The organism is Hydrogenophaga sp. ANAO-22, from assembly GCF_042466645.1.
Taxonomy (GTDB): Bacteria; Pseudomonadota; Gammaproteobacteria; order Burkholderiales; family Burkholderiaceae_C; genus Hydrogenophaga.
Genome location: NZ_CP159956.1, coordinates 3,090,081 through 3,116,704 on the forward strand (window position 1 = coordinate 3,090,081; position 26,624 = coordinate 3,116,704).

The window sequence follows — 26,624 nt, forward strand, 5'->3', positions numbered from 1 at the left end:
GCCTGCTGCTGCAGGCCCTTTGTCTTTTATGCTCGCCTCCTATGCTCGCTGCCTCGCGTGACCCCATCGTTGCCATCGCCACCGCGCCCGGTCGTGGGGCCGTGGGCATCGTGCGGGTGTCGGGGCGGGGCCTGGCGGCTTTTGTCTTGGCTCTGCTGGGGCGCGACCTGAAGCCGCGCGAGGCGACCTACCTGTCCTTGGCCGATGCCGCGGGCCAGCCCATCGACCACGGCCTGGCCCTGTGGTTTCCCGGCCCGCACTCCTACACCGGCGAAGACGTGCTCGAGCTGCAAGGCCACGGTGGGCCGGTGGTGTTGCAGCTGCTGCTGGCGCGCTGCCTGGAGGTGGCGCGCGACACCGCGCCCACGCTGCGGCTGGCGCGCGCGGGCGAGTTCACCGAACGCGCCTTTCTCAACGACAAGCTTGACCTCGCGCAGGCCGAGGCGGTGGCCGACCTGATCGATGCCAGCACCGAGGCCGCCGCGCGCAGCGCCTCGCGTTCGCTGGCCGGTGTGTTCTCGGGCCGCGTGCACACGCTGCGCGACGCGCTGGTGAACCTGCGCATGCTGGTCGAGGCCACGCTGGACTTCCCCGAGGAAGACATCGACTTCCTGCAGAAGGCCGATGCCACGGGCCAGCTGCAACGGCTGCGCGACGCGTTGGCCGAGGTGCAGGCCCAGGCGCGCCAAGGCGCCTTGCTGCGCGACGGTTTGCAGGTCGTCATCGCGGGCCAGCCCAACGCGGGCAAGAGTTCGCTGCTCAATGCCCTGGCCGGGGCCGAGCTGGCCATCGTCACACCCGTGGCCGGCACCACGCGCGACGTGGTGCAGCAGACGATCCAGATCGAGGGCGTGCCGCTGCACGTGATCGACACCGCCGGCCTGCGCGACAGCCCCGATGTGGACGAGGTCGAGAAGATCGGCATCGAGCGCGCCTGGGAGCGCATTCAGCGCGCCGACGCGGTGCTGTTCCTGCACGACCTCAGCCGCAGCGAAGGGGCGGACTACCAGACGGCCGATGCCTCGATCGCGGCCAGCCTGGCCAGCACCCTGCCCGCCGACGTGCCCGTGCTGCATGTCTGGAACAAGCTGGACCAGGCGCCCGCGGCGGCCGTGATGGACGCGCAGGCCGACACACTGGCGATCTCGGCCAAACACGGCACCGGCCTGGAGGCCTTGCGCCAGCGCCTGCTGAGCCTGGCGGGCTGGCAGCACGCGGGCGACGGCCTGTTCATGGCGCGCGAACGGCACCTGCAGGCCTTGCGCCGCGTGGGCGATCACCTCGACGCCTCGAACGCCTTGCTGCAGGCGCGCGCGGAGCACCTGGACCTGCTGGCCGAGGAGCTGCGCCTGGCGCAACAGGCCCTGAGCGAGATCACCGGCGAGTTCACCGCCGACGACCTGCTGGGCGAAATCTTTTCGCGTTTTTGCATCGGCAAATGAGGCCAGCGCACCGCTCGGTGCCGCTCTGAGACCGCCGAGAGTGCAACTGTAAGCACGGGTAAGAACAGGCTTGCGCGCGCCGGTCGTGCGCGGTTATCTTGACCGCATGAACGCCCAGTTGCCCACGTCCGTGCGCTTTGACATTCAAGGCCTGGCCCAGTCCATGCGGCTGAGCAGCGCGCTGGACGCCGTGCCCCTGAACCTCAACGACCCCCAGTGGGTGCAGCTGGCCAACTACCTGCAGCCGGTGGCGCTGCAGCAGGGGCAGGTGCTGATCGAGCAAGGGGTGAAGGACCGCACGGTCTACTTCGTGGAGAGCGGCACCCTCACCGTGCACTACGAGGATTCGCGCGAGCGCGTGCGCATCGCCGTGGTCGGTGCGGGCTCCTTGCTGGGCGAGGGCGCGTTTTTCAGCCACCTGCCGCGCAGCGCCACGGTGCACGCGGGCAGCGATTGCCGGCTCTGGTGTCTGACCCCTTTGCGTTTTCGGGAACTCTCCTCGCGCCACCCCGATGTGGCGCTGGACCTCAGCGTGGCCATGTCGGCGGTGCTGGCTCGGCGCATGTACAACCGGCCCAAACGGGTCGCCGTGACCTGAGCGCCGCGGGCACGAACGGAATCAAGGCCGTCCTGTGTTGCTTTTTCAACCTTTTGCGCGCGCGTCCCTGGCGCACACTTTGCCCATGTCCTTGATGAGCTGGCTACAGGCCAAAAAATCCGCCACACCCGACAAGGGTCCTTTCACCCGTGCGCGCAAGAAGTTCAGCCAGACCACGCTGCCGCTGATCTCGCCGCGCCGCGGGCGCCGCATCCTGCGCCGCGAGCAGCTGTTCGCCGTGGTGCGCGAGTCGCTCATCCGCGCGGGCGTGTTGTCCACCAGTTACGAGTTCAAGGTGCTCACGCTGGACGCCAACGGCGACAGCTTTCTGGTGCTGGTCGACCTCGCGCTGCCCGCCAAGGCCATGCCCGATGAATACCTGCTGGAGATCGAGCGCTGGATCCAGCAGAGTGCCCAGACGCGGCACGAGATGGACGTGCGCTCCGTCTACTGGCGCCGCAAGGCCGTGCACGACCAGGTCGGTATGGCGCTCAAGGCCGCCGTGGCGGCCCAGACGCGCCGCGAGGCCGTGCCGATGACGCCGGGCCTGGTGCCTGAAGCCAAGGTCACCAGCCCGATGCCCAGCCCCACGGCCATTCCCCGACCCGTCATGACGCCGTCGAGCGCGCCCGCGCAGGTGGTGGGGGAAGACGAGGTGGAGGCGTTTCGCCTTGCCTTGCAGAGCGTGGCCAAGCCACCCTACCGTTCCCCTGCTGAAGCGCAGGCGCAGCTGCCGGTGCCGGAGTCGCACAGCGATTTCGGGGCCTTGAGCGAAACCCAGTACGGCAAGCTCTGAGCCTGGCCGGTCGCTCAGTGGCCGGCGAAATCGAGCAGCGTGAAGAGCTTGAGGCCGGAGGCGCGCAGCTTCTCCGAGCCACCGAGTTCCGGCAGGTCGACGATGGCCGCGCCTTCCATCACTTGCGCGCCCAGCTTTTCCAGCAGCCGGCGCCCGGCCATCATGGTGCCGCCGGTGGCGATCAGGTCGTCGATCAGCACCACCCGGTCGCCTGCCTTCACGGCATCGGTGTGCAGTTCCACCGTCGCGCTGCCGTACTCCAGCTCGTAGGTTTCTTCCACCGTGGTGAAGGGCAGCTTGCCCTTCTTGCGAATCGGCACGAAGCCCACGCCCAGTTCGTAGGCCAGCACCGAGCCGATGATGAAACCCCGCGCATCGAGTCCGGCCACCACGGTGGGGCGCAGCGCCGTGTCCATGTAGCGGTGCACGAAGGTGTCGATCAGCACGCGAAAGACCTTGGGGTCTTGCAGCAGCGGTGTGATGTCGCGGAACTGCACACCCGGTGCGGGCCAGTCGGGCACCGTGCGGATGTGGGATTTCAGGAAGGCGGAGGTGTCCATGGGCTCGGTCCGTGAGGGAGCGGCCATTATCTGCGGTGGCGCAAAAAAAAGCCCCGGCACTACGGCCGGGGCGCAGACCATGGCGACCCTTGTACAAAGCCATGGGCTGGAACGGGAGGCCGTGACCGGCCCTGGGCGCATTCTGATTTCCCGGGCCCGTTGCCCGCCAGGGCTTCCGGCGTGTGGTGCCTGCCAGCCGACGAAGTGGCGTGCTCAGCCCGAGAGCAGCTTCTCTTCGGCCAGGGCCAGCGCGGGCGCCTTGCCACTGATCACCACCGTGTCGCCGCTTTCGAACACTGTCTCGTCGCTCGGGGACTGGGGCTTGCCGCTGGCGCGGCGCAGGCTCACCACGCGCACGCCCACCGCGTGCAGCGCCAGGCTGCCCAGGGTCTTGCCGACGTTGCGGCCACCCGGGGCAGGGTCACGGTGTTGAGGCGCTCGTGGTCGATCTCGTCGGCCCCGTCGTCGTCGGCACCGTGGAAGTAGCCGCGCAGCAGGTTGTAGCGCGCGTCGCGCTGGTCCTGCACCACGCGGATCACGCGCCGCATCGGCACGCCCACGAGCGCCAGCGCATGGCTGGCCAGCATCAGGCTGGCTTCGATCGCCTCGGGCACGACCTCGGTGGCGCCGGCGGTGCGCAGTTTTTCCAGGTCCGCATCGTCCACCGTGCGCACCACCACCGGCACGTGCGAAGCTTGCTCCTGCGCGTGGCGCAGCACCTTGAGCGCGCTGGGGGTGTCCAGGTAGGTCACCACCACGGCGCTGGCGCGGTGCAGGCCGGCGGCCATCAGGGCCTGCAGGCGCGCGGCATCGCCGAACACCACCGAATGGCCGGCGGCCGCGGCCTGCCGCACGCGGTCGGGGTCGAGGTCGAGTGCCATGTAGGGAATGTGTTCGGCCTCCAGCAGGCGCGCCAGGTTCTGGCCGCAGCGGCCGTAGCCGCAGATGATCACGTGCTTGTCGGCGTTGATGGCCTTGCGCGCGATGCTGGTCATCTGCACCGACTGCATCAGCCAGTCGCTGCCCACCAGGCGCGTGACGATGCTGTTGGCGTAAAGGATGGCGATGGGCGTGGCGAGCATGGAGATCACCATGCTGGCCAGGATGGGGTTGAACAGCTGCGGCGGCACCAGGTTGTTCTGGCCGGACAGCGTGAGCAGCACCAGACCAAATTCGCCGGCCTGCGCCAGATAGAGACCGGTGCGCAGCGCCACGCCCATGGGGGCGCCGAAGGCGCGCGTGACACCCGTGATGAGCGCGAGCTTGAACGCCATGGACACCGACAGCAGCAACAGCACCAGCGGCCAGCGGTCCAGCACCAGGCGCCAGTCCAGCATCATGCCGATGGTGATGAAGAACAGGCCCAGCAGCACGTCGTGGAAGGGCCGGATGTCGGTCTCCACCTGGTGCTTGAACTCGGTCTCCGAGATCAGCATGCCGGCCACGAAGGCGCCCAGCGCGAGCGAGAGCCCGGCGTGTTCGGTCAACCAGGCCAGGCCCAGGGTGATGAGCAGCAGGTTGAGCATGAAGAGCTCGTCGCTCTTGCGGCGCGCCACCTGCGTGAGCCACCAGCGCATGAGCCGCTGCCCACCGGTGAGCAGCAGGCCGAGCAGCAGCACGGCCTTGAGCGTGGCCCAGCCCAGTGCGCGCAGCAGCTCTTCGGGTTCCGAGGCCAGGGCAGGGATGATCACCAGCAGAGGCACCACGGCCAGATCCTGGAACAGCAGGATGCCCAGCACGCGCTTGCCGTGCTCCGATTCCAGTTCCAGTCGCTCGGCGACCATCTTGATCACGATGGCGGTGCTGCTCATCGCCATCACGCCGCCCAGCGCCAGCGCGGTCTGCCAGGGCACGTTCCACCAGGTGGGCAAGGCCAGGGTGAGCAGCAGCGAGCCCACGGTGGTCAGCAGCACTGTCAACACCACCTGCGACATGCCCAGGCCAAACACGTGCCGCTTCATCGCGCGCAGCTTGGGCAGGCTGAATTCCAGCCCGATCACGAACATGAGGAACACCACGCCGAACTCGGCCAGGTAGCGCACACCGCTCGAGTTCTGCGCCAGCGCCAGCGCGTTCGGCCCGATCACCACACCCACGACCAGGTAGCCCAGCATCGGCGGCAGGCGCAAGGTGCGGCACGCCACCACGGCCAGCACGGCGGCCAGCAGATAGAGCAGGGCGAGGTCGAGCGAATTCATGAAGCGATGGTAATGGCTGGCCCACCACGCGGCGGCGGGCCGGCGGCGATAATTGCGCCCATGACCCTGCCCCCTTCCTTCGACCCGGCCCGGGCCCTGACCCTGGCGCAGGAGACCCTGAGCATCGAGGCACAGGCCGTGACCGCCGTGGCCCAGCGCCTGGACGCATCCTTCACTCGAGCCATCGAACTGGTGCTGGGCATTCCCGGACGCGTGGTGGTCATGGGCATGGGCAAGAGCGGCCACATCGGCCGCAAGATCGCCGCCACGCTGGCCTCCACCGGCACGCCGGCCATGTTCGTGCACCCGGCCGAGGCCAGCCATGGCGACCTGGGCATGATCACCAGCGCCGACGTGGTGCTGGGCATCAGCAACAGCGGCGAAAGCGAAGAGCTCACGGCCATCCTGCCGCTCATCAAGCGCATGGGCGTGCCGCTGCTGGCCATCACCGGCCGGCCCGACTCCACACTGGGCCGCCACGCCAACGTGGTGCTGGATGCCTCGGTCGACAAGGAAGCCTGCCCGCACAACCTGGCCCCCACCGCCAGCACCACCGCCCAGCTCGCCCTCGGTGACGCGCTGGCCGTGGCCCTGCTCGACGCACGCGGTTTCAAGGCCGACGACTTCGCGCGCTCCCACCCCGGCGGCGCGCTCGGGCGCAAGCTGCTCACCCACGTCAGCGACGTCATGCGCAGCGGCGACGAGGCCCCGCGCGTGGGCCCGGACGCCGGCCTCATGGAGCTCATGCGCGAGATCAGCGCCAAGGGCCTGGGCATGACCGCCATCGTCGACAGCGGTGAGCGCGTGGTGGGCATCTTCACCGACGGCGACCTGCGCCGCCTGATCGAGAAGACCGGCAGCGGCGCCGACCTGCGCTCCTTGGTGGCGCGCGACGTGATGCACCCCCAGCCGCGCACCGTGCGCCCGGACGCGCTGGCCGTGGAAGCCGCGGGTCTGATGGAAGCCAACCGCATCACCAGCGTGCTGGTGGTGGACGGCGCCGGCCGCCTGCAGGGCGCGCTCAACAGCAACGACCTCATGCGCGCGAAGGTGATCTGAACGTGGAACCCCTGCGCCCGGTGCTGAGTTTCCCACCCGCCCTGTTGCTGCGTGCCCAGCCGGTGCGCGTGGTCTTCTTCGATGTGGACGGCGTGCTGACCGATGGCAGCCTGTACTTCAGCGAAGCGGGCGAAACGCTGAAACGCTTTCACACGCTCGACGGCCTGGGCCTGCAGCTGTTGAAGCGCGCCGGCATCACGCCGGCCGTGGTGAGCGGGCGCGACTCCGCCGCTCTGCGCCTGCGCCTGTCCGCCCTGGGCGTGGTGCATGCGTGCCTGGGCACCGAAGACAAGGCCCCGGCGGCCGAGGCCATCCTGGCCGAACTCGGCCTGGACTGGGGCGCCGCCGCCGCCATGGGCGACGACTGGCCCGACCTGCCCTTGCTGCGCCGCGCCGCGCTGGCCGCCGCCCCCCCCACCGCGCACGCCGAGGTGCTCGCCGTGGCCCACCACGTCACCGAGCGCCAGCCCGGTGCGGGCGCCGTGCGCGAGCTGTGCGACCTGCTGCTGGTGGCCCAAGGCGCGTATGCCCGTGAGCTGGAGGCGGCCGCGCGGTGAGCACGTCCGACCCGCTCGATTTCTTCGACACCGTCGACCAGACGATCGATGCGCCGCGCGCGCCACGCCGCAAGCGCAAGCTGCTGGACAACCTCTCGATCTACCTGCCCGTGCTGCTCATGGGCCTGCTCGCGCTCGCCTCCTACTGGCTGCTGCGCGCCACGCCGGCGCCCGAGTCGGCCGAACCCGAGCGCCCGGTGAGCACAGAGCCCGACTATTTCATGCGCCGCTTCTCGGTCAAGGCCTTCGATGCCAAGGGCACGCTCAAGACCGAGGTCAAAGGCGTGGAGGCTCGCCACTACCCCGCCACCGACATGGTCGAGATCGACGACGCGCGCATCCGCCACATCGGCGACCAAGGCCTGCCCACGCTGGCCACCGCGCGACTGGTGACCACCAATGGCGACAACACCGAGTTCGTGCTCCGGGGCAACGCGGTGATCGTGCGCGAGGCCGGCAACGACCTGAATGGCCAGCCCCAGCCCCGGCTGGAGTTCCGCGGCGAGTTCCTGCACGTGTTCCTGGAGCCGGACCGCATCGTCTCCGACCAGCCCGTCACGCTGCTGCGCGGCAGCGACCGCCTGGTCGCCGACACCCTGGACTACACCGGCGAGGACCAGGTCGCGCGCTTCAAGGGCCGCGTGAAAGTGCAGCTGGCGCCGCGTTGAGCGCCCCACCCAGGCCCACCCCACCATGCACCCCTCGACCCCCACCGTCTCCGGCCCGCTGGTGTTCATCACCGGCGCTTCCAGCGGCATCGGCCAGGCCCTGGCGGCCCGCTTCGCGCGGGCGGGTTACCGGCTCGCGCTGGTGGCGCGCCGCACCGAAGACATGCAGGCCTGGGCCCAGGCACAGGGCTTCGACGCCGCGCGCTGCCAGGTGTATGGCGCCGACGTGGCCGACATCGACAGCATCGTCGCCGCCGGCCAGGCCTGCCTGGCCGCGCAAGGCGTGCCCGACGTCGTCATCGCCAACGCCGGCATCAGCATCGGCATGGACACCGCCGACCGGAGCGACATCGACGTGATGGCGCGCACCTTCGCCACCAACAACACCGGCCTGGCCGCCACCTTCCACCCTTTCGTGGCGGCCATGACCGCGCGCGGCAGCGGCGCGCTCGTGGGCATCGGCAGCGTGGCCGCCATCCGGGGCCTGCCCGGGCACGGCGCCTACTGCGCCAGCAAGGCCGCGGTGGTGGCGTACTGCGAGAGCCTGCGGGGCGAGCTGCGGGGCAGCGGTGTGGCCGTTGTCACCCTGCTGCCGGGCTATGTGGACACGCCGCTGACGCGCCAGAACCGCTACCGCATGCCGTTTCTGTTGACCGCGGAAACCTTCGCCGACCGCGCGTTCGACGCCATCGGCGCGGGCACGAGCTACCGCGTCATTCCCTGGCAGATGGGCGTGGTCGCCAAGCTGCTGCGGCTGTTGCCCAACCCCTGGTTCGACCGCCTGCTCGCCGGCCGCCCGCGCAAGCACCGCCAGGGCGAGCGGGACGCCACCCGCTGAGGCGGCCATGAAAAAAGCCCTGGGGCAGATGCCACAGGGCTTTTGTGTCGTGTCGACCGGCGCCAGGCGCCGGTTCAGGCCGACGGGTGCGGGCGATCAGTAACCGCCGCGGCCACCACCGCCACCGCCTTCACGACGGCCACCGCCGCCGTAGGGGCTGCGGAAGCCGCCTTCACCACCGCCACCACCACCAAAGCCGCCGCCGCCACTGCGGCCGCCGCCGAAGCCGCCACCACCGCTGCGGGGCGGGCGGGCTTCCATCGGACGTGCTTCGTTGACCACCAGGCTGCGACCGCCCAGCGATTGACCGTTCATGCCTTCGATCGCGGCTTGCGCTTCGGCATCGCTGCCCATTTCCACAAAGCCGAAGCCCTTGGAGCGACCCGTTTCGCGTTCCATCATGACCTTGGCGCTGTTGACAGAACCATAGGCGCTGAAAGCTTGTTGCAGGTCTTCGTCGCGCACGGTGTAAGGCAGATTGCCCACGTACAGTTTGTTGCCCATGGTTGGGACTCCTAATAACACAGAGAAAAATAGCGATGGAGCCCCGTTAGCACACAAAAACCTGTAGCACGCGAAACCAACCGATCACTTGTCAAAACGAGCGTTTTCCACGCTCGCCGAGGGATTATGCGCTGAATGTCCTGCAAACACTAACTATTTTTCAGGATGTGCAAAGGTGTGGTAAGCCCGATGCGCGGCAACAACAGGGAGGCGAAAACAGCGGGAAAACCCGTCTTGGCGGGCCCTGGCCGGCGGCTGCAGGGGCCGTCGGATCAATTTATACTGACGCCCAGCGCCGATTTGTTCCAGATTGCGGGCGCTTTAAAAATGCCGCTAAAGGGGAGATTCCCGGTCTCGCTCTTGGCGGCACCGGGTTTTTTTATTGGGCAAACGCCGCCCGCAGGACAAGGCCTTGATCGTCACGCCACAGACCTTCCCATTCTCCGAACCGCTGCCGCTGCGTTCTGGCGCCACCCTGCCGGCCTATGAGCTGGTGGTGGAAACCTATGGCACGCTCAACGCCGACCGGTCCAACGCGGTGCTGATCTGCCACGCGCTCAATGCCTCGCACCATGTCGCGGGCTGGTACGCGGACGACAGCGGCCAGCCGCTGGCGCGCAGCGAGGGCTGGTGGAACAACATGATCGGCCCGGGCAAGCCGGTCGACACCGACAAGTACTTCGTCATCGGGGTCAACAACCTGGGTTCTTGCTTCGGCTCCACCGGTCCGACCCACACCAACCCCGCCACCGGCACGCCTTGGGGCGCGGATTTCCCGGTGGTCACGGTGGAGGACTGGGTGGATGCACAGGCCCGCCTGCTCGACGCCATGGGCATCCAGACGCTGGCGGCGGTGATGGGCGGCAGCCTGGGCGGCATGCAGACCCTGAGCTGGACCCTGCAGTACCCCGAGCGCGTGCGCCACGCGGTGGTGGTGGCCAGTGCGCCCAACCTGACGGCCGAGAACATCGCTTTCAACGAGGTGGCGCGGCGCGCCATCGTGACCGACCCCGATTTCCACGGCGGCCACTACCTGCGCGAGGGCACGCTGCCGCGCCGGGGCCTGCGCATCGCGCGCATGATCGGCCACATCACCTACTTGAGCGACGACGTGATGAACGAGAAGTTCGGGCGCAGCCTGCGCTCGAGCGATGCCCAGGATCCCGCGGCGGCGGCCGAACTGGCCTACCGCTACTCCACGCAGGACGTCGAGTTCCAGATCGAGAGTTACCTGCGCTACCAGGGCGACAAGTTCAGCGAGTACTTCGACGCCAACACCTACCTGCTGATCACCCGCGCGCTCGATTATTTCGACCCGGCGCGCGCGTTCGACGGCGACCTCACGGCCGCGCTGGCGCGCGCCCAGGCGAAGTTCTTCCTGGTGAGTTTCACCACGGACTGGCGTTTTTCACCCGCGCGCAGCCGCGAGATCGTCAAGGCCCTGCTCGACAACCAGCGCGACGTGAGCTACGCCGAGATCGATGCGCCGCACGGCCACGACGCCTTCCTGCTCGACGATCCGCGTTACCTGCAGGCGGTGCGGGCCTACTTTGAACAGACCATCGCGGGAGGCAAGGTATGAGCGCCGCGCCGGGCCGCCCCAAGCAAGCTCGCTCCGCAGTGCGCAGCACGGAGGTTTTCAAATGAGCGAAAAGCCTTTGATGGACGCCATCGCCCGCCTGGTGCCGCCGGGCTCGCGCGTGCTGGACCTCGGGTGCGGCGACGGCGCCCTGCTGGCCCATCTGCAGGCGGCGCGCGGCTGCAGCGGCTATGGCGTGGAGATCGACGACGCCAAGGTGCTCGCCTGCATGCGGCGCGGCGTCAACGTGCTGCAGCTCAACCTGGAAGACGGGCTGACCATGTTCAGTGACAACGCGTTCGACGTGGTGCTGCAGATCGACACCTTGCAGCACCTGCGCAACGCCGAAACCATGTTGCGCGAGACCGCGCGCGTGGGCCGCCTGGGCGTGGTCGCCTTCCCCAACTTCGCGCACTGGCCCAACCGCCTGCACGTGCTGCAGGGCCGCATGCCGGTCACCAAGCGCCTGCCTTACCAGTGGTACGACACGCCCAACATCCGCGTCGGCACGCACGCCGACTTCGAGGTGCTGGCGCGGCGCAACGGCCTGACCATCGAGGACAGCTTCGGCCTGCACGAGGGCCGCGAGGTCCGCGTGCTGCCCAACCTGATGGCCAGCACGGCCGTGTTCCGCTTCTCGAGCTGATCGGCGGCCCGGCTCAGGTCCGGCCGGCTTCGCGCGCGGCGTCGGCGCCGAAGTCGCCCTCGATCGGCTGCGCGTCGGTGGGCATGTCGGGGTAGACCTCGCGGAACACCTCGCGCATGCGCGCCAGGGGCAGGTCGTCGAAGGCCCCGTGTTCGTTCACGTACTCCATGTGCTGGCGGCCTTCGCGGTCGAAGGGGTGGTAGATCGAATCGACCTCGCCATCGAACTCCAGCGGCAACAGGCCGAACTTGTCGCACAGCTCGATGTTGAAAGCCGGCGTGGCCTTGCGCCAGGCGCCGTCGATCCAGAGCGAGGTGTAGCCGTGCCAGACGAAGACGTCGGTCTTCATGGTGTGGCGCATGCGCTCGGTGGAGAGGTGGTTGCGCACGTCGGCAAAGCCCAGCCGCGCGGGAATGCCCTCGGCGCGGCACACCGCCGCCAGCAGCACGGCCTTGGGCACGCACCAGCCATGGCCTTGTTCCAGCGCGCGACTCGCGCTCATGCCGGCGTCGGACATGTCGATGCGGTAGGGGTCGTAGCGCAGCCCGTCGCGCACGGCGAGGTACAGCGACACCGCCTTCTCGCGCGGTGTCTCGCCGTGGACGTGTTCCCGGGCGAAGGCGCGCACGGCGGGGTGGTCGGTTTCGATCCAGCGGGTGGCGGCCAGGTGTTGCGGGCCAGGCGGGGTGGTGTCGTTCATCGGTTCAAGTTACCAGATGGCCGGTGGGGCCACCGACGCCTCAGGGACAAACCCTGAGCCGGCGCGGGGCCGATTCTGCGTACTTTGGTACTCGATGTGTTTGGTGAGCGGTGATTGGGGCGGGTTTGTCGGCTTTTTTACGCCTTCAGCCGCCGCCGCGCTGGCCGATATTCCTGGGACCAACCCGTCAACTGAGGACCCGATCCATGGACATGCGCAACGAAGCCAACCACCTTGCCCGCCACGACAGTGCCAGGGCCGCCGCCGCACAAGCTGCCAGCGCCGAATTCCTGACCTTCCGCCTGGGTGGCGAGGAGTACGGCATCGACATCCTGCGCGTGCAGGAAATCCGCTCCTACGAAGAGCCCACCCGCATCGCCAACGCCCCGGCGTTCATCAAGGGCGTGGTCAACCTGCGCGGCGTGATCGTGCCGGTGGTGGACCTGCGCATCAAGCTGGGTTGCGACAAGGTGGAATACAACGGCTTCACCGTGGTGATCGTGCTCAACGTGCACGGCCGCGTGGTCGGCGCGGTGGTCGACTCCGTCTCCGACGTGCTCGAGCTCGCCGGCGACCTGATCAAGCCGGCGCCCGAGATGAACACCAACGTCAACACCAGCTTCATCACCGGCATCGCCAGCGTGGGTGAACGCATGCTGATCCTGATGGACATCGAAGCCCTCATGTCCGGCAGCGACATGGGCTTGATGGACAACGCCCAGGCACTTCAATAACAAGCCCGCGGCCCGGGCCGCGACGAGGAGCTTCCGAAGATGAGACCAACCGACAACCGACAAAGCTCGGTGGCGCGCCGCGTCGCCCTGCTCGCCGTGGCCCTGCTGTCCGTGGTGCTGGTGCTGATCAGTGGCGTCATGTCCGTCATGGCGGAAAAATCCTCGCGCGAGCGCATGGTCCAGTGGACGGGCGACAAGGCCTTGTCCGTGGGCAATTCGATCGACGCTTTCGACACCACGGCGCGCATGATGACGGACCGGGCCTACAAGCCGTTCCGCCAGAAGTTCGCCGACAAGTTCGAGCTCGACGTGCAGGCCGGCATGCTCAAGGGCTGGGGCATGCTGCTCAACAACGACTTCTCCGAGGTCGACACCTTCGGCCGCACCAACGGTGGCGCGGCGACGATCTTCATGCGCAAGGGCGACGACTTCGAGCGCATCAGCACCTCGCTGAAAAAGGAAAACGGCGAGCGCGCCATGGGCACGCTGCTGGCCCGCAAGCACCCGGCCTACCCGCTGATGCTGGAAGGCAAGACCTACACCGGCCGCGCCGTGCTGTTCGGCAAGCCCTACATGACGCATTACGAGGCCCTGAAGGACGACGCCGGCAAGGTGGTCGGCATCCTGTTCATCGGTTTCGACATGGCCGACTTCCAGACCGCGCTGGACAAGCTCGTGGACGAAGCGCGCTTCTTCGAGAGCGGTGGCAGCTATGTGATCGACCCCGCCGGATCGGACGAGGACGCGGTGTTCGTCTCGCACCCCACGGCCGCGGGCAAGAAGGTGCTGGAGGTAAACCCCGGTGCCGCCGCGATGCTCAGCGAAATGCGCGCATCGCCGGAGGTGTTCGTGGGCGGGGCCACGCCCTTGTTCAACGCGTCCATCGAGCGTCCTTGGGCGGTCAAGCGCCAGTCCCAGTCGGGCTGGTGGGTGGTGGCCGAGGTGTCCGACAAGGAAGCCATGGCCAGCTACTGGCGCACCATGTACGCACTGTGGGCCATGCTGGCCGTGGCCACGGCCGCTCTGGGCGCTGGCATGTACCTGCTGGTGCGCCGCAACGTGAGCCAGCCGCTGGCCCAGCTGACCGCCGCCGTCACCACCGTGGCGCAGGGTGACCTGAGCCAGGCCTTCCAGTCCAGCCGCAGCGACGAAATCGGTCGCCTGGTGCGCGAGGTCGAGAGCATGCGCCAGCGCTTCCTCGGCATGATGCGCGAGCTGCGCAGCGCGACGGACAGCATCAACACGGCGTCGGTGGAGATTGCCTCGGGCAACCAGGACCTGAGCGCGCGCACGGAGCAGGCGGCGAGCAACCTGCAGGAAACGGCGGCGAGCATGGAGCAGCTCACGAGCACGGTGCGCCAGAGCGCGGATGCGGCGCGCCAGGCGAACCAGCTGGCGGCGAGCGCCGCGGAGATCGCGGTGCGCGGTGGTGAAGTGGTGGGCCAGGTGGTCACGACCATGGACGAAATCAACCACAGCAGCAAGAAGATCAGCGACATCATCGGCGTGATCGACGGGATCGCGTTCCAGACCAACATCCTGGCGCTGAACGCGGCGGTGGAAGCCGCGCGGGCCGGGGAGCAGGGGCGTGGGTTCGCGGTGGTGGCTGGCGAGGTGCGCAATCTGGCGCAGCGCAGCGCGCAGGCGGCCAAGGAGATCAAGGGCTTGATCGGCGCGAGCGTGGACAAGGTGGAGACGGGCTCCAGGCTGGTGGCCGATGCGGGGCAGACGATGAGCGAGATCGTGGGCTCGGTGCAGCGGGTGAGCGACATCATCGGGGAGATCACGGCGGCGGCGGGAGAGCAGAGCGACGGGATCGGGCAGGTGAACGTGGCGGTGACGCAGCTGGACCAGATGACGCAGCAGAACGCGGCGTTGGTGGAGGAGAGCGCGGCCGCCGCCGAGAGCCTCAAGGACCAGGCCAAGCGCCTGGACCAGGTGGTGCGCGTGTTCCGCACCGGCGACGCCGAGCATCAACGTCCTGCCGAGCCGTCGCCCCCCGTGGCCACCGTCGCCACGCCGCCGGCATCGGCACCGGTGCTGACCTCGGTGGTGAAACCGGCCACGTCCGCGGCCCCCGCCAAGGCCATGGCCGCAGTGCCCACCAAGGCGGCGATCGTTCCCGTGGTGGTGGCCCAGCCGACCCCGGCCAAGCCCAAGGCCAGCCGGCCGGTGGAGCCGGTGGCGGCGCCGGTTCGTCCCGCGCCTGCCGTGGCCAGCGCTCCCAGCGCCGGCAGCGAAGGCGACTGGGAAAGCTTCTGATCGATTCTTCTCACCCACACGGATTCCTCTTTCCCATGTCTTTCCATCAATTCAAGGTCGGTCATCGGCTGGGCCTGGGTTTTCTCAGCGTGCTGGTGCTGCTCCTGGCCGTCACCGCGCTGGGCTGGAGCGGCCTTCGCGCCACCCAGGCGGCCACCGAGCGCGTGATCCATCTCGAGCACCTCGCCTCGGTCACGGAAGAGTGGGCCGCCGGCACGACGCTGAACATCAGCCGCGCGCTCGCCGTGGCCAAGTCCCGCGCCGACCCGGAGGTCGATGCCTACTTCAAGCCGCTGATCGCGCAGACGTCCACGCGCATCAGCGAACTGCAGAAGACGCTGGAAGCCGAGATCACCAGCGCCGAAGGCAAGGCCTTGCTGGCCAAGATTTCAACGGTGCGCGGCGAGTACATCGCGGTGCGAAAGACCTTCTTCGACGCCCTCAAGACGGGTGACCTCGTGGCCGCCAACCAGATCCTGGCCAGCCAGGTGCTGCCGGCCGCCGACCGCTACAGCGGTGCCCAGAACGAGATGCTGGCCGCCCAGCGCAGCCTGGTGCAGGCCGCCATGGCCGATTCCGCCCACACCGTGAGCCGCAACGTGACCTGGCTGGTGACGCTGGCCGCGCTGGCGGTGGTGGTGGCGTCCCTGCTGGCCTGGCGCATCACCCGCTCGGTGACGGTGCCGGTGCACCAGGCGGTGGTGATCGCCTCGGCCGTGGCCGATGGCAACCTGTCGGTGCCGGTGCAGACCGACCGCAAGGACGAGCTGGGCGACTTGCTCAACGCCCTGGGTGCGATGAAGAACTCGCTGATCCAGACCGTGAGCCAGGTGCGCAGCGCGACGGACAGCATCAACACGGCGTCGGTGGAGATTGCCTCGGGCAACCAGGACCTGAGCGCGCGCACGGAGCAGGCGGCGAGCAACCTGCAGGAAACGGCGGCGAGCATGGAGCAGCTCACGAGCACGGTGCGCCAGAGCGCCGATGCGGCGCGCCAGGCGAACCAGCTGGCGGCCAGTGCCGCGGAGATCGCGGTGCGCGGTGGTGAGGTGGTGGGCCAGGTGGTCACGACCATGGACGAGATCAACCACAGCAGCAAGAAGATCAGCGACATCATCGGCGTGATCGACGGGATCGCGTTCCAGACCAACATCCTGGCGCTGAACGCGGCGGTGGAAGCCGCGCGGGCCGGGGAGCAGGGGCGTGGGTTCGCGGTGGTGGCTGGCGAGGTGCGCAACCTGGCGCAGCGCAGCGCGCAGGCGGCCAAGGAGATCAAGGGCTTGATCGGCGCGAGCGTGGACAAGGTGGAGACGGGCTCCAGGCTGGTGGCCGATGCGGGGCAGACGATGAGCGAGATCGTGGGCTCGGTGCAGCGGGTGAGCGACATCATCGGGGAGATCACGGCGGCGGCGGGAGAGCAGAGCGACGGGATCGGGCAGGTGAACATGGCGGTGACGCAGCTGGACCAGATGACGCAGCAGAACGCGGCGCTGGTGGAAGAGAGCGCGGCCGCCGCCGAGAGCCTCAAGGACCAGGCCAAGCGCCTGGCCGGTGTCGTGCAGATCTTCCGCACGGACGCCCATTCCTCATGAACACGGGCGGCGCCTGACCCCGCCGCATCCTTTCAATCAACAAGACGAAGAGACAGTCATGCAACACTTGATGCGCCAGTTTTCCATCCGAATCCGCATGAGGGCCGCCATCGGCGTGGTCCTGATGCTGCTGCTGCTGGTCGGTACCGCCGGCTGGTGGGGCATGGCGCGCATGCACGCGCTGAACGAGGACTTTGTCGAACGCACCTTCGAAGAGACGCTCACGCTCTCGCGCCTGCAGGTGGCGCTGGGCGACATGGGCCGCCACGAGAAGGACATGATCATTGCCTACGAAAAGCCCGAGGCCGTGCTCAAGGCCAAGGCCCAGTGGCAGGCGGCCCGCGACGAAGCCCAGAAACAGATGGACGTGTTGCAGGCCGGCAAGGAAGAGGGCGAGAACGAACTGGTGCGCGAGATGCAGTCGCACCTCACGAAGTACGTCGCGGCCGTGGGGCCGGTGACGAACCAGCTGGAGTCCTCCGGCTACGACTCGGCGACGGTGGCCAACCGCATGCTGGGCCGCGCGCACGCCAACTACGGCGACCTGCTGCAGAGCCTCAAGCAGCTGGAAGAGGTGCTGATGGCCGATGCCGCCAGTGCCCGCCAGGCGGGCAAGAGCGCCAACGACCAGACCCTGATGCTGTTCGGCCTGGCCGTGGCGATCGCCGCCCTGGTGGTGGTGCCGACCACGCTGTCCAACATGAACAGCATCTGCCGCCCGCTGGACGAAGCCCAGCATCTGGCCAGCGCGATCGCCAAGGGCGACCTCACGCGGACGATCCAGCGCGAAGGCAAGGACGAAACGGCCGCGCTCATGCGCGCGCTGGGCGACATGCAGGCCTCGCTGGCCCGCATCGTGGGCGAGGTGCGCAGCTCCACCGACAGCATCGGCACCGCCAGCCAGCAGATCGCCAGCGGCAACCAGGATCTTTCCAGCCGCACGGAGCAGGCGGCGAGCAACCTGCAGGAAACTGCCGCCAGCATGGAACAGCTCACCAGCACGGTGCGCCAGAGCGCCGATGCCGCGCGCCAGGCCACGCAGATGGCCGTGGCCAACGCCGAGGTGGCGGTGCGCGGTGGCCAGGTCGTGGGCCGGGTGGTCACGACCATGGACGAGATCAACCACAGCAGCAAGAAGATCGGCGACATCATCGGCGTGATCGATGGCATCGCGTTCCAGACCAACATCCTGGCGCTGAACGCGGCGGTGGAAGCCGCGCGGGCCGGTGAGCAGGGCCGGGGCTTCGCCGTGGTGGCGGCCGAGGTGCGCAGCCTGGCGCAGCGCAGTGCGCAGGCGGCCAAGGAGATCAAGGGCCTGATCGAGACCAGCGTGGGCAAGGTGGAAGATGGTTCGCGCCTGGTGGCGCAGGCCGGCAGCACCATCGGCGAGATCGTGGCCAACGCCGAGAAGGTGTCGGCCTTCATCAGCGACATCACCACCGCCGCCGGCGAGCAGAGCGACGGGATCGGACAGGTGAACGTGGCGGTGACGCAGCTGGACCAGATGACGCAGCAGAACGCGGCACTGGTGGAGGAGAGCGCGGCCGCGGCCGAGAGCCTCAAGGACCAGGCCGGTCGCCTGGCCGAAGCGGTGCGGTTCTTCCGCATCGACGACGGCACCCCGATGTTGCGCGCCTGAGCGCTGCGAGGGGCACGCCATGAACTTCAACCAACGCCTTCTTCTGGCGTTCGTCGCGCCGGCCGCGCTCTTCGTGGCCGGCCTGGCGGGCAGCATCTGGTCGCTGGCGCAGACGCAGTCGCGCTTCGACCACTACATCAAGACCGAGCAGGCCACGGCCAGCGGCCTGCAGGACATGTATGCGCAAGGCCTGCAGATGGGCCAGGCGCTGCGCAACATCGTGCTCGACCCGAGCAACCAGCAGGCCTACAAGAACCTGGAGGCGGCGCGCGAGGCCTTCGACGCCGCCCACCAGGCCACGCTCGCGGCCGCCAAGGGCACGCCCGCCGAAGCGGGTCTGGCCCCACTGGCCGGCTTGCGCACGGCCCAGGCCCAGGCGCAGGACAAGGTGCTGGCCCTGCTGAAGACCAGCGCACCCGATGCGGTGCAGATGCTCAACACGGAAGAAACGCCGGCCTGGCGCAAGCTGCGCGGCGAACTGCTGCAGCTGGGCAAGGCCTCGCAGGCGCTGTCGACGCAGACGCACGAGCAGGTCAACGCCGAAGCCGACCGCGCCCGCGCGCTGGCCATCGGCCTGGCCTTGTTGGCTCTCTCGGCCGCCGTGGTGCTGGGGCTGGTGGTGCAGCGCACGCTCAAGCGCGAGATCGGCGGCGACCCGGCCATGGCGCGCAGCGCCTTGCGCCGCATCGCCGACGGCGACCTCAGTGGCGCCACGCCGCCCGCGCAGGATCCCAACAGCCTGATGGGCGCGCTCTCGGCCATGCAGACCTCGATGCGCACCCTGGTGGGCCAGGTGCAGCAGTCCAGCGGGGGCATCGACGTGGCCAGCGGCGAGATTGCCTCGGGCAACCAGGACCTGAGCGCGCGCACGGAGCAGGCGGCAAGCAACCTGCAGGAAACGGCGGCGAGCATGGAGCAGCTCACGAGCACGGTGCGCCAGAGCGCGGATGCGGCGCGCCAGGCGAACCAGCTGGCGGCGAGCGCCGCGGAGATCGCGGTGCGCGGTGGTGAAGTGGTGGGCCAGGTGGTCACGACCATGGACGAGATCAACCACAGCAGCAAGAAGATCAGCGACATCATCGGCGTGATCGACGGGATCGCGTTCCAGACCAACATCCTGGCGCTGAACGCGGCGGTGGAAGCCGCGCGGGCCGGGGAGCAGGGCCGTGGGTTCGCGGTGGTGGCTGGCGAGGTGAGGAACCTGGCGCAGCGCAGCGCGCAGGCGGCCAAGGAGATCAAGGGCTTGATCGGCGCGAGCGTGGACAAGGTGGAGACGGGCTCCAGGCTGGTGGCCGATGCGGGGCAGACGATGAGCGAGATCGTGGGCTCGGTGCAGCGGGTGAGCGACATCATCGGGGAGATCACGGCGGCGGCGGGAGAGCAGAGCGACGGGATCGGGCAGGTGAACGTGGCGGTGACGCAGCTGGACCAGATGACGCAGCAGAACGCGGCGTTGGTGGAGGAGAGCGCGGCCGCCGCCGAGAGCCTCAAGGACCAGGCCCGACGCCTGGCCGGTGTCGTGCAGCTGTTCCGCCTGTAAGCCAAAGGCGGCCGCTGGTCGCCGCAACCGCGCGCGCAGGGGGCCGAAACAGGGTCCTCGTGCCGTGTACAAGCCACGGGCGTGCCTATACTGTTTCCCCTGTACCGGCCCCGGGGATTTTCGTCCCGGCATGCCGGCGCCTCACCGCCCGCGCACCCGGAGACCGACGCCATGAACGCTCGCCTGCCCCACGCCTCGCCGCCCCTGGATCCGGCCGCCTTGCAGGCCCATGTGGAGGCGAGCTGGTCGCGCGGCATCGTCCCCGAATTGACGCGCTACATCGAGGTGCCGGCCAAGTCGCCGGCCTTCGACCCCGACTGGGCCGCCCATGGGCTGCTGGAGCGCGTGCTGCAGAGCGCGGCCGACTGGGTGCGGGCGCAGCAGGTGGAAGGTCTCCAGCTGGAGATCGTGCGCCTGAACGACGCGCAGGGCCGGGCTCGCACGCCGGTGCTGTTCTTCGAGGTGCCGGCCAGCGCCGGGCGCGACGGCACACCGGCCCCCGCCTCCGGCCAGACCGTGCTGATGTACGGCCACCTCGACAAACAACCCGAGTTCACCGGCTGGCGCAACGACCTCGGCCCCTGGACGCCCAAGATCGACGGCGGCAAGCTCTATGGCCGCGGCGGTGCCGACGACGGTTACGCGGTCTACGCCAGCGTGGCCGCGCTGCAGGCGCTCAAGGCCCAGGGCGTGGCGCACCCGCGCATCGTCGGGCTGATCGAAACCTGCGAAGAGAGCGGTTCGGGCGACCTGCTGCCCTACGTGGACGCGCTGCGCCCGCGCCTGGGCGACGTGGGTCTGGTGATCTGTCTGGACAGCGGCGCCGGCAGCTACGACCAGCTCTGGCTCACCACCAGCCTGCGCGGCATGGCCAGCGGCGTGCTCAAGGTGGAGGTGCTCACCGAGGGCATCCACTCGGGCGATGCCTCGGGCCTGGTGCCGTCGAGCTTTCGCATCATGCGCCAGGTGCTGGACCGGCTGGAAGACAGCGCCACCGGCCGCCTGCTGCCCGCCAGCTTCCATTGCGAGGTGCCGGCCGAGCGCATCGAGCAGGCGCGCGCCACCGCCGCCATCCTGGGCGACGAGATCCACAAGCGCTTCCCCTGGGCGCACCACGACTGCGGTGGTTCCACCGTGTTCACCCTGCCCACCACGACCGACCCGGTGGAGGCCCTGCTCAACCGCACCTGGCGGCCCACGCTGTCGGTCACGGGCGCCGACGGTTTCCCTGAGCTGCGCAACGCCGGCAACGTGCTGCGGCCCTACACCGCGTTCAAGCTCAGCCTGCGCCTGCCGCCGCTGGTGGATGCGCCCGCGGCCGTGCAGGAACTCAAGGCCCTGCTGGAGAACAACGCGCCCTACCAGGCGCGCGTGACCTTCGAGGGCGAAGGCGCGGCCAGCGGCTGGAACGCCCCCACCACCGCGCCCTGGTTCGAGCAGGCGCTGCAGGACGCTTCGCAAGCCCACTTCGGCGCGGGCTGCGGCACCATCGGCCAGGGCGGCACCATCCCGCTCATGAACATGCTCAGCAAGGGTTTTCCGACCGCGCAGATGATGGTCTGCGGCGTGCTCGGCCCCAAGAGCAACGCGCACGGTCCGAACGAGTTCCTGCACCTGGACTACGCGCAGCGCCTGACCGCCACGGTGGCCCAGGTCATGGCCCGCATGCCCTGAGCCGCCATCATGTCCGACACCACCCAGGCGCCTTTCACCCTCCGCGATGGCCTGAACCTGGCCCTGTTCGACTGGCCGCTGCCGATGCGCTGGCGCCCACGCGCGGTGGTGTTGATCGTGCACGGCCTGGGTGAACACGCCTGGCGCTACGACCCGGTGGCGCAGCGCCTGAACGAATGGGGCTTCTGCGTGCGCGCGTACGACCAGCGCGGCCACGGCGAGTCGGGTGGCGCGCGCGGTGTGCTGCCCGATGACGACACCTTGCTCGACGACCTCGCCGAGGTGCTGGAGGACACGCGCAACCACATCGCCGAACCCTGGGCCTGCCCGCTCATTCTCATGGGCCACAGCATGGGCGGGCTGGTCGCGTCCACCTTCGTGCAGCGGCGCATGGCGCCTGTCGACGCGCTGGTGCTGTCGTCGCCCGCGCTGGACGCGGGCATCGGCGCACTGCAGAAAAAGCTGATTTCCCTGCTCTACCGTTTCGCACCCAACTTCGCCATCTCCAACGGCCTGGACGCGAGCAAGATCTCGCACAACGCAGCGGTGGTGGAGGCCTACAAGAAGGACCCGCTGGTGCACGACCGCATCAGCGCGCGGCTGGCGCAGTTCATCGACAGCAACGGCCCGGCCGTGGTGGCCGCCGCCGCGCAGTGGCGCGTGCCCACGCTGCTGTTGTATGCGGGGGCTGACAGCCTGGTGCGGCCTGCGGGCAGCAAGGCGTTCGCCGCCGCCGCACCGCGCGACAAGGTGCATGCCCAGGTCTATGAAGGCCTGTACCACGAGATCTTCAACGAGGCCGATCCCTCGGCCGTGTACGGCACCCTGAAGGCCTGGCTGGACGTGGTCGCGCCCGCGCAGGCCTGAGCCGAGGTTCAGCGGCGGGGGGGTGTGAGCCCGAACAGGCCCATCAGGTCGGCCGCGCCAGCGCCGCCACCCTGGCCACCGCCCCCGCCGAGCAGGGCGCCCAGCCCACCGAGACCCCCCAGGTCGTTGTCGGCCGGCAACTGCCCCTTGGGGCTGAGCTGGTCGATCAGGCCGGGCAGCAGGTCGGCCAAGGTGCCCGAAGCCTGCGCGGGGCTGCCGCCGAGTTGCGAGGCGATCATGCCCATCAGGTCGGGGCCGAGCGCGCTGCCGAGCTGGTCGCCCGACACCGGCTGGTTCGCGCCGGTGCCGATCCAGGATTGCACCGCGTCACCGAGGCCGCCCGATTGCAGCTTGGCCAGCAGGCCTTGCAAGCCGCCCGAGCTCGCGAGCAGCGAGCCGACCAGGGCGATGAGCATCTGCGGGTCCATCCCACCCGGCAGGCCGTTGGCGGAGGGGCCCCGTTGTTGTCCCTGCAGCGAGCCCGAAGCGGCCTCGGCGGCGGCACCGATCAATGAATCCAGAAGTCCCATGGCATTGTTCCCTGTGATGGGCGCCCGAAATGGGCGCGCGGTCAGGCGGGATTGTGGGCCTGCCGGCGCACCCAGGCAAGCCAGACCAGGGCCAGTCCGGTGAGACCCACCGGTACCAGCGAGCCGATGTTGAGCCATTGCCAGCCCTGGGTGGTGACCAGCGCTCCGGAGGCGAACGAGGTCAGCGCCATGGTGGCGAACACGCAGAAGTTGATCGCGGCCTGCGCGCGGTTCTTCTCCTCGGGTCGGTAGGCCTGCAGCGACAGCGTCGTGCTGCCCGTGAAGAGGAAGTTCCAGCCCACACCGAGCAGGAACAGCGCGATCAGGAACTGGTGCAGGTCCACGCCCGAGAGCGCCACCAGGATGCACGCGATGTTGAGCACCACGCCCACGCCCATGATGGTGAGCACGCCAAAGCGCGCGATCAGGTGGCCGGTGAAGAAACCCGGCGCGAACATGCCGATCACGTGCCATTCGAGCACCAGGGCCGCGTCATCGAACGCAAAGCCGCAGACCTGCATGGCCAGCGGCGTGGCGGCCATCAGCAGGTTCATCACGCCGAAACCCAGCGCCGCGCCAGCGGTGGCGACGATGAACACCGGCTGGCGCACGATCACCGAGAGCGGGCGGCCCCGGTCGGCGCCCGCGACCGGGGCCGGCGCGGGCGGGAAGCGCAGAAAGGCCATGAGCGCCATGGCGAGCAGGGCCACCAGGGCCAGCGCCACATACGCACCGGCGAACGGCGCACCCAGCCAGTCCTTGGTGCGCACGGCCAGGTTGGGCCCGAGCACCGCGCCCACCAGGCCGCCCGCCAGCACCAGCGAGACCGCCTTGTCGCGGAACGCGGGCGCGCTCAGCTCGGCCGCCGCGAAGCGGTAAAGCTGGCCGTTGGCGCTGTAGTAGCCCGCGACCACGGTGGCGGCCACCAGCAGCCAGAAGTTCCTGTCCATCACCGCCCAGGCGCACAGCAGGGCCGAGGCCAGGGCCACCAGCAGGCCGATCTGGAACGAGGCCTGCCGCCCGAAGGCGCTCTGGGTGCGCGCCACCAGGGGCGTGGACAGCGCGCCGCCCAGCACATAGCCCATCACCGGCAGCGTGGCCATCCAGCCCAGGGGCGCGAGCGCGAGACCCACCAGACCGTTGATGGCCATGAAGACCACGTTGTTGGTGAGAAAAAGCCCTTGCGCGCCGGCCAGCAGCCAGAGGTTTTTGTTCATAAGTCATCGTTTATACAATGCGGTATGCGCAAGACCCAGCACATTGGCATCGTGGCCTGCTCCGCCGAAGGGGCGGCCCTCTGTTACCGCACCATCTGCGTCGAAGGCGCGGCCTTGCTCGGGCCGCACGCGCACCCCGAGGTCTCGCTGCATTCGCTCTCGCTCGCCGACTACGTGGACTGTCTGAACCGGGGCGATCTGCGCGGCGTGGCCGATCTCATGCTGGCGTCGGCCCACAAGCTGGCGGCCGCCGGCGCGGACTTCCTGATCTGCCCCGACAACACCATCCACCAGGCGTTCCACCTCGTCGAGCCGCGTTCGCCGCTGCCCTGGCTGCACATCGCCGAGGTGGTGGCGCAGGCGGCGGTGCAGGCGGGCCACCGGCGCCTGGGCATCACCGGCACGCGCTGGCTGGTGGACAGCGAGGTCTATCCCGAGAAGCTCGCCGCGGTGGGTGTGCAGGCGGTGCGGCCCAGCGTGGCCGAGCGCGAGGAGATCGGCCGCATCATCATGGACGAGCTGGTCTGCGGGGTGTTCAAGCCGGAGAGCGTGGCGCGCTTCCAGGCCGTGTTCGCGCGCCTGCAGACCGAGGAGGGCTGCGACGCCGTGGTGCTGGGGTGCACCGAGATCCCGCTGATCATGAGCGACGCGAACTCGCCCCTGCCCACGCTGGACTCCACCCGCTTGCTCGCGCGCGCGGCGCTGGCGCGGGCCGTGGGGGTTTCGGCGGCCGGCACATGACCGCTTGATGAAAGCCCATCCGCACCGGGGTGGCATGCGGTAACGGTGCTCAAGAAGCCCGGTCGGGCGTCGAAGCAGGAGCAAGGGTGGCATTCGCGCCACCCGCTTCTCAAAGACCTCCCATGAACTGGCTTTCCTACATTTCCGTGCGCGCCAAACTCGCGCTGCTGCTGGCCTTGTGCGCGCTGGGCATTCTCACCGTGGCGCTGTCGGCGCTCTTCAGCCTGGACCGCGCCGTCTCGGCGAGCCAGCAACTGGTGCAGGTCGAGGTGTCCGCCCTGCGTTCGCTGGGCGACGTGCGCGCCGCCGTGGGCAACATGCGGCGCTATGAGAAGGACCTCTTTCTCAACCTGGCCGACGAAGCGGCCCTGCAGCGCTACCACTCGGCCTGGCAACAGCAGGTGGACCTGGGCCTGGGGCAGCTGGCCCAGCTGCGGCCCGGCCTGCACGCGCAGGAGCAGGCCGCGCTCGACCGCATGACCGCGGGCCTCGCGAAGTACCGCGAGGCGGTCAATGCCATACACCTGGGCATCACGCGCGGCGAGATCAACGACCCCTGGCGCGCCAACAGCGCCATGGAGCCGGCCAAGGCCGATGTGCGCTCGGCCGACGAGGCCTTCGTCGAGATCAGCAACGCGGTCGGCGTGCGCGTGGACGGCATGGTCGATGCGTTGGCCCGCCTGCAACGGCAAGCCATGTGGGTCACGGTGCTGGCCGCGCTGGCGGTGCTGGTGCTCGCGCTCGGCCTGGGTTACGTGGTCAGCGGCAGCATCACGCGCCCGCTGGACGAGGCGGCGCGCGCGATCGAGCGCGTGGCCGGCGGCGACCTGAGCACGCAGGTGCAGGCCCTGGGGCGCGACGAGATCGCGCGCGTGCTGGCCGGCATCGAGCGCATGCAGAGTGGGCTCGCGCGCATCGTGAGCGAGATCCGCGAGGGCGTCGATGGTGTGAAGATCGCCAGCGGCGAGATTGCCTCGGGCAACCAGGACCTGAGCGCGCGCACGGAGCAGGCGGCGAGCAACCTGCAGGAAACGGCGGCGAGCATGGAGCAGCTCACGAGCACGGTGCGCCAGAGCGCGGATGCGGCGCGCCAGGCGAACCAGCTGGCGGCGAGCGCCGCGGAGATCGCGGTGCGCGGTGGTGAAGTGGTGGGCCAGGTGGTCACGACCATGGACGAAATCAACCACAGCAGCAAGAAGATCAGCGACATCATCGGCGTGATCGACGGGATCGCGTTCCAGACCAACATCCTGGCGCTGAACGCGGCGGTGGAAGCCGCGCGGGCCGGGGAGCAGGGGCGTGGGTTCGCGGTGGTGGCTGGCGAGGTGCGCAATCTGGCGCAGCGCAGCGCGCAGGCGGCCAAGGAGATCAAGGGCTTGATCGGCGCGAGCGTGGACAAGGTGGAGACGGGCTCCAGGCTGGTGGCCGATGCGGGGCAGACGATGAGCGAGATCGTGGGCTCGGTGCAGCGGGTGAGCGACATCATCGGGGAGATCACGGCGGCGGCGGGAGAGCAGAGCGACGGGATCGGGCAGGTGAACATGGCGGTGACGCAGCTGGACCAGATGACGCAGCAGAACGCGGCGTTGGTGGAAGAGAGCGCGGCCGCCGCCGAGAGCCTCAAGGACCAGGCCCGGCGCCTGGCCGGTGTCGTGCAGGTGTTCCGGCTCGCGCCGGCCTGAG

General features: G+C 69.1%; 23 protein-coding genes, 1 pseudogene and 1 riboswitch. Of the genes and pseudogenes, 18 read left to right on the forward strand and 6 right to left on the reverse strand.

The window, feature by feature from the left end:
* Positions 1 to 41: 41 nt before the first annotated feature.
* The 3 genes from mnmE to ABSY19_RS14945 all read left to right on the forward strand — a co-directional run bounded on the left by mnmE (position 42) and on the right by ABSY19_RS14945 (position 2,836).
* Positions 42 to 1,442, forward strand: coding sequence for a tRNA uridine-5-carboxymethylaminomethyl(34) synthesis GTPase MnmE (mnmE, locus tag ABSY19_RS14935; RefSeq protein WP_382152762.1), 1,401 nt, complete (start codon positions 42 to 44; stop codon positions 1,440 to 1,442).
* Between the two features lie 106 nt (positions 1,443 to 1,548).
* The gene (locus ABSY19_RS14940) at positions 1,549 to 2,040 is read left to right on the forward strand and encodes a cyclic nucleotide-binding domain-containing protein (RefSeq protein ID WP_382163815.1); all 492 of its coding nucleotides are present in this window, start codon (positions 1,549 to 1,551) and stop codon (positions 2,038 to 2,040) included.
* Between the two features lie 94 nt (positions 2,041 to 2,134).
* Positions 2,135 to 2,836, forward strand: a complete 702-nt coding sequence (locus ABSY19_RS14945) for a hypothetical protein (protein WP_382152765.1) — start codon at positions 2,135 to 2,137, stop codon at positions 2,834 to 2,836.
* A gap of 14 nt (positions 2,837 to 2,850) precedes the next feature.
* Here the strand turns inward: ABSY19_RS14945 and ABSY19_RS14950 are convergent, their stop codons facing one another.
* Positions 2,851 to 3,396 (reverse strand): adenine phosphoribosyltransferase, encoded by a 546-nt coding sequence (locus tag ABSY19_RS14950; protein WP_291115220.1) that lies wholly within the window; start codon positions 3,394 to 3,396, stop codon positions 2,851 to 2,853.
* Positions 3,397 to 3,609: 213 nt separating this feature from the next.
* Positions 3,610 to 5,594, reverse strand: a pseudogene (locus tag ABSY19_RS14955) (monovalent cation:proton antiporter-2 (CPA2) family protein).
* Between the two features lie 60 nt (positions 5,595 to 5,654).
* Here ABSY19_RS14955 and ABSY19_RS14960 point away from each other — a divergent pair.
* From ABSY19_RS14960 to ABSY19_RS14975, 4 genes are read left to right on the forward strand one after another with little or no spacing between them, the layout of a single operon-like run.
* Positions 5,655 to 6,653, forward strand: coding sequence for an SIS domain-containing protein (locus ABSY19_RS14960; protein ID WP_382152768.1), 999 nt, complete (start codon positions 5,655 to 5,657; stop codon positions 6,651 to 6,653).
* Positions 6,654 to 6,664: 11 nt separating this feature from the next.
* On the forward strand, positions 6,665 to 7,210 hold the full coding sequence (locus ABSY19_RS14965) for a KdsC family phosphatase (protein WP_382163817.1): 546 nt from the start codon (positions 6,665 to 6,667) through the stop codon (positions 7,208 to 7,210).
* A complete protein-coding gene (gene lptC, locus ABSY19_RS14970) occupies positions 7,207 to 7,878 on the forward strand; it encodes an LPS export ABC transporter periplasmic protein LptC (protein ID WP_382152771.1) in 672 nt (223 codons plus the stop codon). The genes ABSY19_RS14965 and lptC overlap by 4 nt, the downstream gene beginning before the upstream one ends.
* A 25-nt stretch (positions 7,879 to 7,903) precedes the next feature.
* Positions 7,904 to 8,716, forward strand: a complete 813-nt coding sequence (locus ABSY19_RS14975) for an SDR family oxidoreductase (RefSeq protein ID WP_382152774.1) — start codon at positions 7,904 to 7,906, stop codon at positions 8,714 to 8,716.
* A gap of 96 nt (positions 8,717 to 8,812) precedes the next feature.
* Here ABSY19_RS14975 and ABSY19_RS14980 read toward each other — a convergent pair whose 3' ends face one another.
* Positions 8,813 to 9,220 carry an RNA-binding protein gene (locus ABSY19_RS14980; RefSeq protein WP_291115208.1) on the reverse strand — a complete coding sequence of 136 codons (408 nt, stop codon included), beginning with the start codon at positions 9,218 to 9,220 and terminating at the stop codon, positions 8,813 to 8,815.
* A 282-nt stretch (positions 9,221 to 9,502) separates the two neighbouring features.
* Positions 9,503 to 9,578, forward strand: a riboswitch (SAM riboswitch).
* 54 nt (positions 9,579 to 9,632) lie between these two features.
* Between ABSY19_RS14980 and ABSY19_RS14985 the strand changes: the two genes are divergently transcribed.
* Positions 9,633 to 10,802: a homoserine O-acetyltransferase gene (locus ABSY19_RS14985; RefSeq protein ID WP_382152777.1), complete on the forward strand. Its 1,170-nt coding sequence runs from the start codon at positions 9,633 to 9,635 to the stop codon at positions 10,800 to 10,802.
* 61 nt (positions 10,803 to 10,863) lie between these two features.
* On the forward strand, positions 10,864 to 11,445 hold the full coding sequence (gene metW, locus ABSY19_RS14990; RefSeq protein ID WP_382152780.1) for a methionine biosynthesis protein MetW: 582 nt from the start codon (positions 10,864 to 10,866) through the stop codon (positions 11,443 to 11,445).
* A 13-nt stretch (positions 11,446 to 11,458) separates the two neighbouring features.
* Here the strand turns inward: metW and ABSY19_RS14995 are convergent, their stop codons facing one another.
* Positions 11,459 to 12,145 (reverse strand): transglutaminase family protein, encoded by a 687-nt coding sequence (locus ABSY19_RS14995; RefSeq protein WP_382152782.1) that lies wholly within the window; start codon positions 12,143 to 12,145, stop codon positions 11,459 to 11,461.
* 206 nt (positions 12,146 to 12,351) lie between these two features.
* On the opposite strand from ABSY19_RS14995, the gene ABSY19_RS15000 reads away from it, so the two are divergent.
* From ABSY19_RS15000 to ABSY19_RS15030, 7 genes are all read left to right on the forward strand, one after another.
* Complete coding sequence (locus ABSY19_RS15000; protein WP_382152784.1) at positions 12,352 to 12,879, forward strand: chemotaxis protein CheW; 528 nt, start codon at positions 12,352 to 12,354, stop codon at positions 12,877 to 12,879.
* Positions 12,880 to 12,918: 39 nt separating this feature from the next.
* Complete coding sequence (locus tag ABSY19_RS15005) at positions 12,919 to 15,141, forward strand: methyl-accepting chemotaxis protein (protein WP_382152787.1); 2,223 nt, start codon at positions 12,919 to 12,921, stop codon at positions 15,139 to 15,141.
* A 35-nt stretch (positions 15,142 to 15,176) separates the two neighbouring features.
* The gene (locus tag ABSY19_RS15010) at positions 15,177 to 16,733 is read left to right on the forward strand and encodes a methyl-accepting chemotaxis protein (RefSeq protein ID WP_382152790.1); all 1,557 of its coding nucleotides are present in this window, start codon (positions 15,177 to 15,179) and stop codon (positions 16,731 to 16,733) included.
* Positions 16,734 to 16,791: 58 nt separating this feature from the next.
* Positions 16,792 to 18,372 carry a methyl-accepting chemotaxis protein gene (locus tag ABSY19_RS15015; protein WP_382152793.1) on the forward strand — a complete coding sequence of 527 codons (1,581 nt, stop codon included), beginning with the start codon at positions 16,792 to 16,794 and terminating at the stop codon, positions 18,370 to 18,372.
* A gap of 19 nt (positions 18,373 to 18,391) precedes the next feature.
* Positions 18,392 to 19,912 carry a methyl-accepting chemotaxis protein gene (locus ABSY19_RS15020; protein ID WP_382152796.1) on the forward strand — a complete coding sequence of 507 codons (1,521 nt, stop codon included), beginning with the start codon at positions 18,392 to 18,394 and terminating at the stop codon, positions 19,910 to 19,912.
* A 171-nt stretch (positions 19,913 to 20,083) separates the two neighbouring features.
* Positions 20,084 to 21,586, forward strand: a complete 1,503-nt coding sequence (locus ABSY19_RS15025; protein ID WP_382152799.1) for a M20 family metallopeptidase — start codon at positions 20,084 to 20,086, stop codon at positions 21,584 to 21,586.
* 9 nt (positions 21,587 to 21,595) lie between these two features.
* A complete protein-coding gene (locus tag ABSY19_RS15030) occupies positions 21,596 to 22,453 on the forward strand; it encodes an alpha/beta hydrolase (RefSeq protein WP_382152802.1) in 858 nt (285 codons plus the stop codon).
* 8 nt (positions 22,454 to 22,461) lie between these two features.
* Here ABSY19_RS15030 and ABSY19_RS15035 read toward each other — a convergent pair whose 3' ends face one another.
* Complete coding sequence (locus tag ABSY19_RS15035) at positions 22,462 to 22,983, reverse strand: YidB family protein (RefSeq protein WP_382152805.1); 522 nt, start codon at positions 22,981 to 22,983, stop codon at positions 22,462 to 22,464.
* 41 nt (positions 22,984 to 23,024) lie between these two features.
* Positions 23,025 to 24,200: an MFS transporter gene (locus tag ABSY19_RS15040; protein ID WP_291121852.1), complete on the reverse strand. Its 1,176-nt coding sequence runs from the start codon at positions 24,198 to 24,200 to the stop codon at positions 23,025 to 23,027.
* A 24-nt stretch (positions 24,201 to 24,224) separates the two neighbouring features.
* On the opposite strand from ABSY19_RS15040, the gene ABSY19_RS15045 reads away from it, so the two are divergent.
* Entirely contained in the window at positions 24,225 to 24,941 is a 717-nt protein-coding gene (locus tag ABSY19_RS15045; protein WP_382152808.1) for an aspartate/glutamate racemase family protein, read from the forward strand.
* A 122-nt stretch (positions 24,942 to 25,063) separates the two neighbouring features.
* A complete protein-coding gene (locus tag ABSY19_RS15050; RefSeq protein WP_382152811.1) occupies positions 25,064 to 26,623 on the forward strand; it encodes a methyl-accepting chemotaxis protein in 1,560 nt (519 codons plus the stop codon).
* Position 26,624 lies beyond the last annotated feature (1 nt).

What these genes read in the sequence shown, in the direction of transcription:
- mnmE (WP_382152762.1), top strand. Translation starts at nt 42, where the DNA reads ATGCTCGCTGCCTCGCGTGACCCCATCGTTGCCATCGCCACCGCGCCC.
- ABSY19_RS14940 (WP_382163815.1), top strand. Translation starts at nt 1,549, where the DNA reads ATGAACGCCCAGTTGCCCACGTCCGTGCGCTTTGACATTCAAGGCCTG.
- ABSY19_RS14945 (WP_382152765.1), top strand. Translation starts at nt 2,135, where the DNA reads ATGAGCTGGCTACAGGCCAAAAAATCCGCCACACCCGACAAGGGTCCT.
- ABSY19_RS14950 (WP_291115220.1), bottom strand. Translation starts at nt 3,396, where the DNA reads ATGGACACCTCCGCCTTCCTGAAATCCCACATCCGCACGGTGCCCGAC.
- ABSY19_RS14960 (WP_382152768.1), top strand. Translation starts at nt 5,655, where the DNA reads ATGACCCTGCCCCCTTCCTTCGACCCGGCCCGGGCCCTGACCCTGGCG.
- ABSY19_RS14975 (WP_382152774.1), top strand. Translation starts at nt 7,904, where the DNA reads ATGCACCCCTCGACCCCCACCGTCTCCGGCCCGCTGGTGTTCATCACC.
- ABSY19_RS14980 (WP_291115208.1), bottom strand. Translation starts at nt 9,220, where the DNA reads ATGGGCAACAAACTGTACGTGGGCAATCTGCCTTACACCGTGCGCGAC.
- metW (WP_382152780.1), top strand. Translation starts at nt 10,864, where the DNA reads ATGAGCGAAAAGCCTTTGATGGACGCCATCGCCCGCCTGGTGCCGCCG.
- ABSY19_RS14995 (WP_382152782.1), bottom strand. Translation starts at nt 12,145, where the DNA reads ATGAACGACACCACCCCGCCTGGCCCGCAACACCTGGCCGCCACCCGC.
- ABSY19_RS15000 (WP_382152784.1), top strand. Translation starts at nt 12,352, where the DNA reads ATGGACATGCGCAACGAAGCCAACCACCTTGCCCGCCACGACAGTGCC.
- ABSY19_RS15005 (WP_382152787.1), top strand. Translation starts at nt 12,919, where the DNA reads ATGAGACCAACCGACAACCGACAAAGCTCGGTGGCGCGCCGCGTCGCC.
- ABSY19_RS15010 (WP_382152790.1), top strand. Translation starts at nt 15,177, where the DNA reads ATGTCTTTCCATCAATTCAAGGTCGGTCATCGGCTGGGCCTGGGTTTT.
- ABSY19_RS15015 (WP_382152793.1), top strand. Translation starts at nt 16,792, where the DNA reads ATGCAACACTTGATGCGCCAGTTTTCCATCCGAATCCGCATGAGGGCC.
- ABSY19_RS15020 (WP_382152796.1), top strand. Translation starts at nt 18,392, where the DNA reads ATGAACTTCAACCAACGCCTTCTTCTGGCGTTCGTCGCGCCGGCCGCG.
- ABSY19_RS15025 (WP_382152799.1), top strand. Translation starts at nt 20,084, where the DNA reads ATGAACGCTCGCCTGCCCCACGCCTCGCCGCCCCTGGATCCGGCCGCC.
- ABSY19_RS15030 (WP_382152802.1), top strand. Translation starts at nt 21,596, where the DNA reads ATGTCCGACACCACCCAGGCGCCTTTCACCCTCCGCGATGGCCTGAAC.
- ABSY19_RS15035 (WP_382152805.1), bottom strand. Translation starts at nt 22,983, where the DNA reads ATGGGACTTCTGGATTCATTGATCGGTGCCGCCGCCGAGGCCGCTTCG.
- ABSY19_RS15040 (WP_291121852.1), bottom strand. Translation starts at nt 24,200, where the DNA reads ATGAACAAAAACCTCTGGCTGCTGGCCGGCGCGCAAGGGCTTTTTCTC.
- ABSY19_RS15045 (WP_382152808.1), top strand. Translation starts at nt 24,225, where the DNA reads ATGCGCAAGACCCAGCACATTGGCATCGTGGCCTGCTCCGCCGAAGGG.
- ABSY19_RS15050 (WP_382152811.1), top strand. Translation starts at nt 25,064, where the DNA reads ATGAACTGGCTTTCCTACATTTCCGTGCGCGCCAAACTCGCGCTGCTG.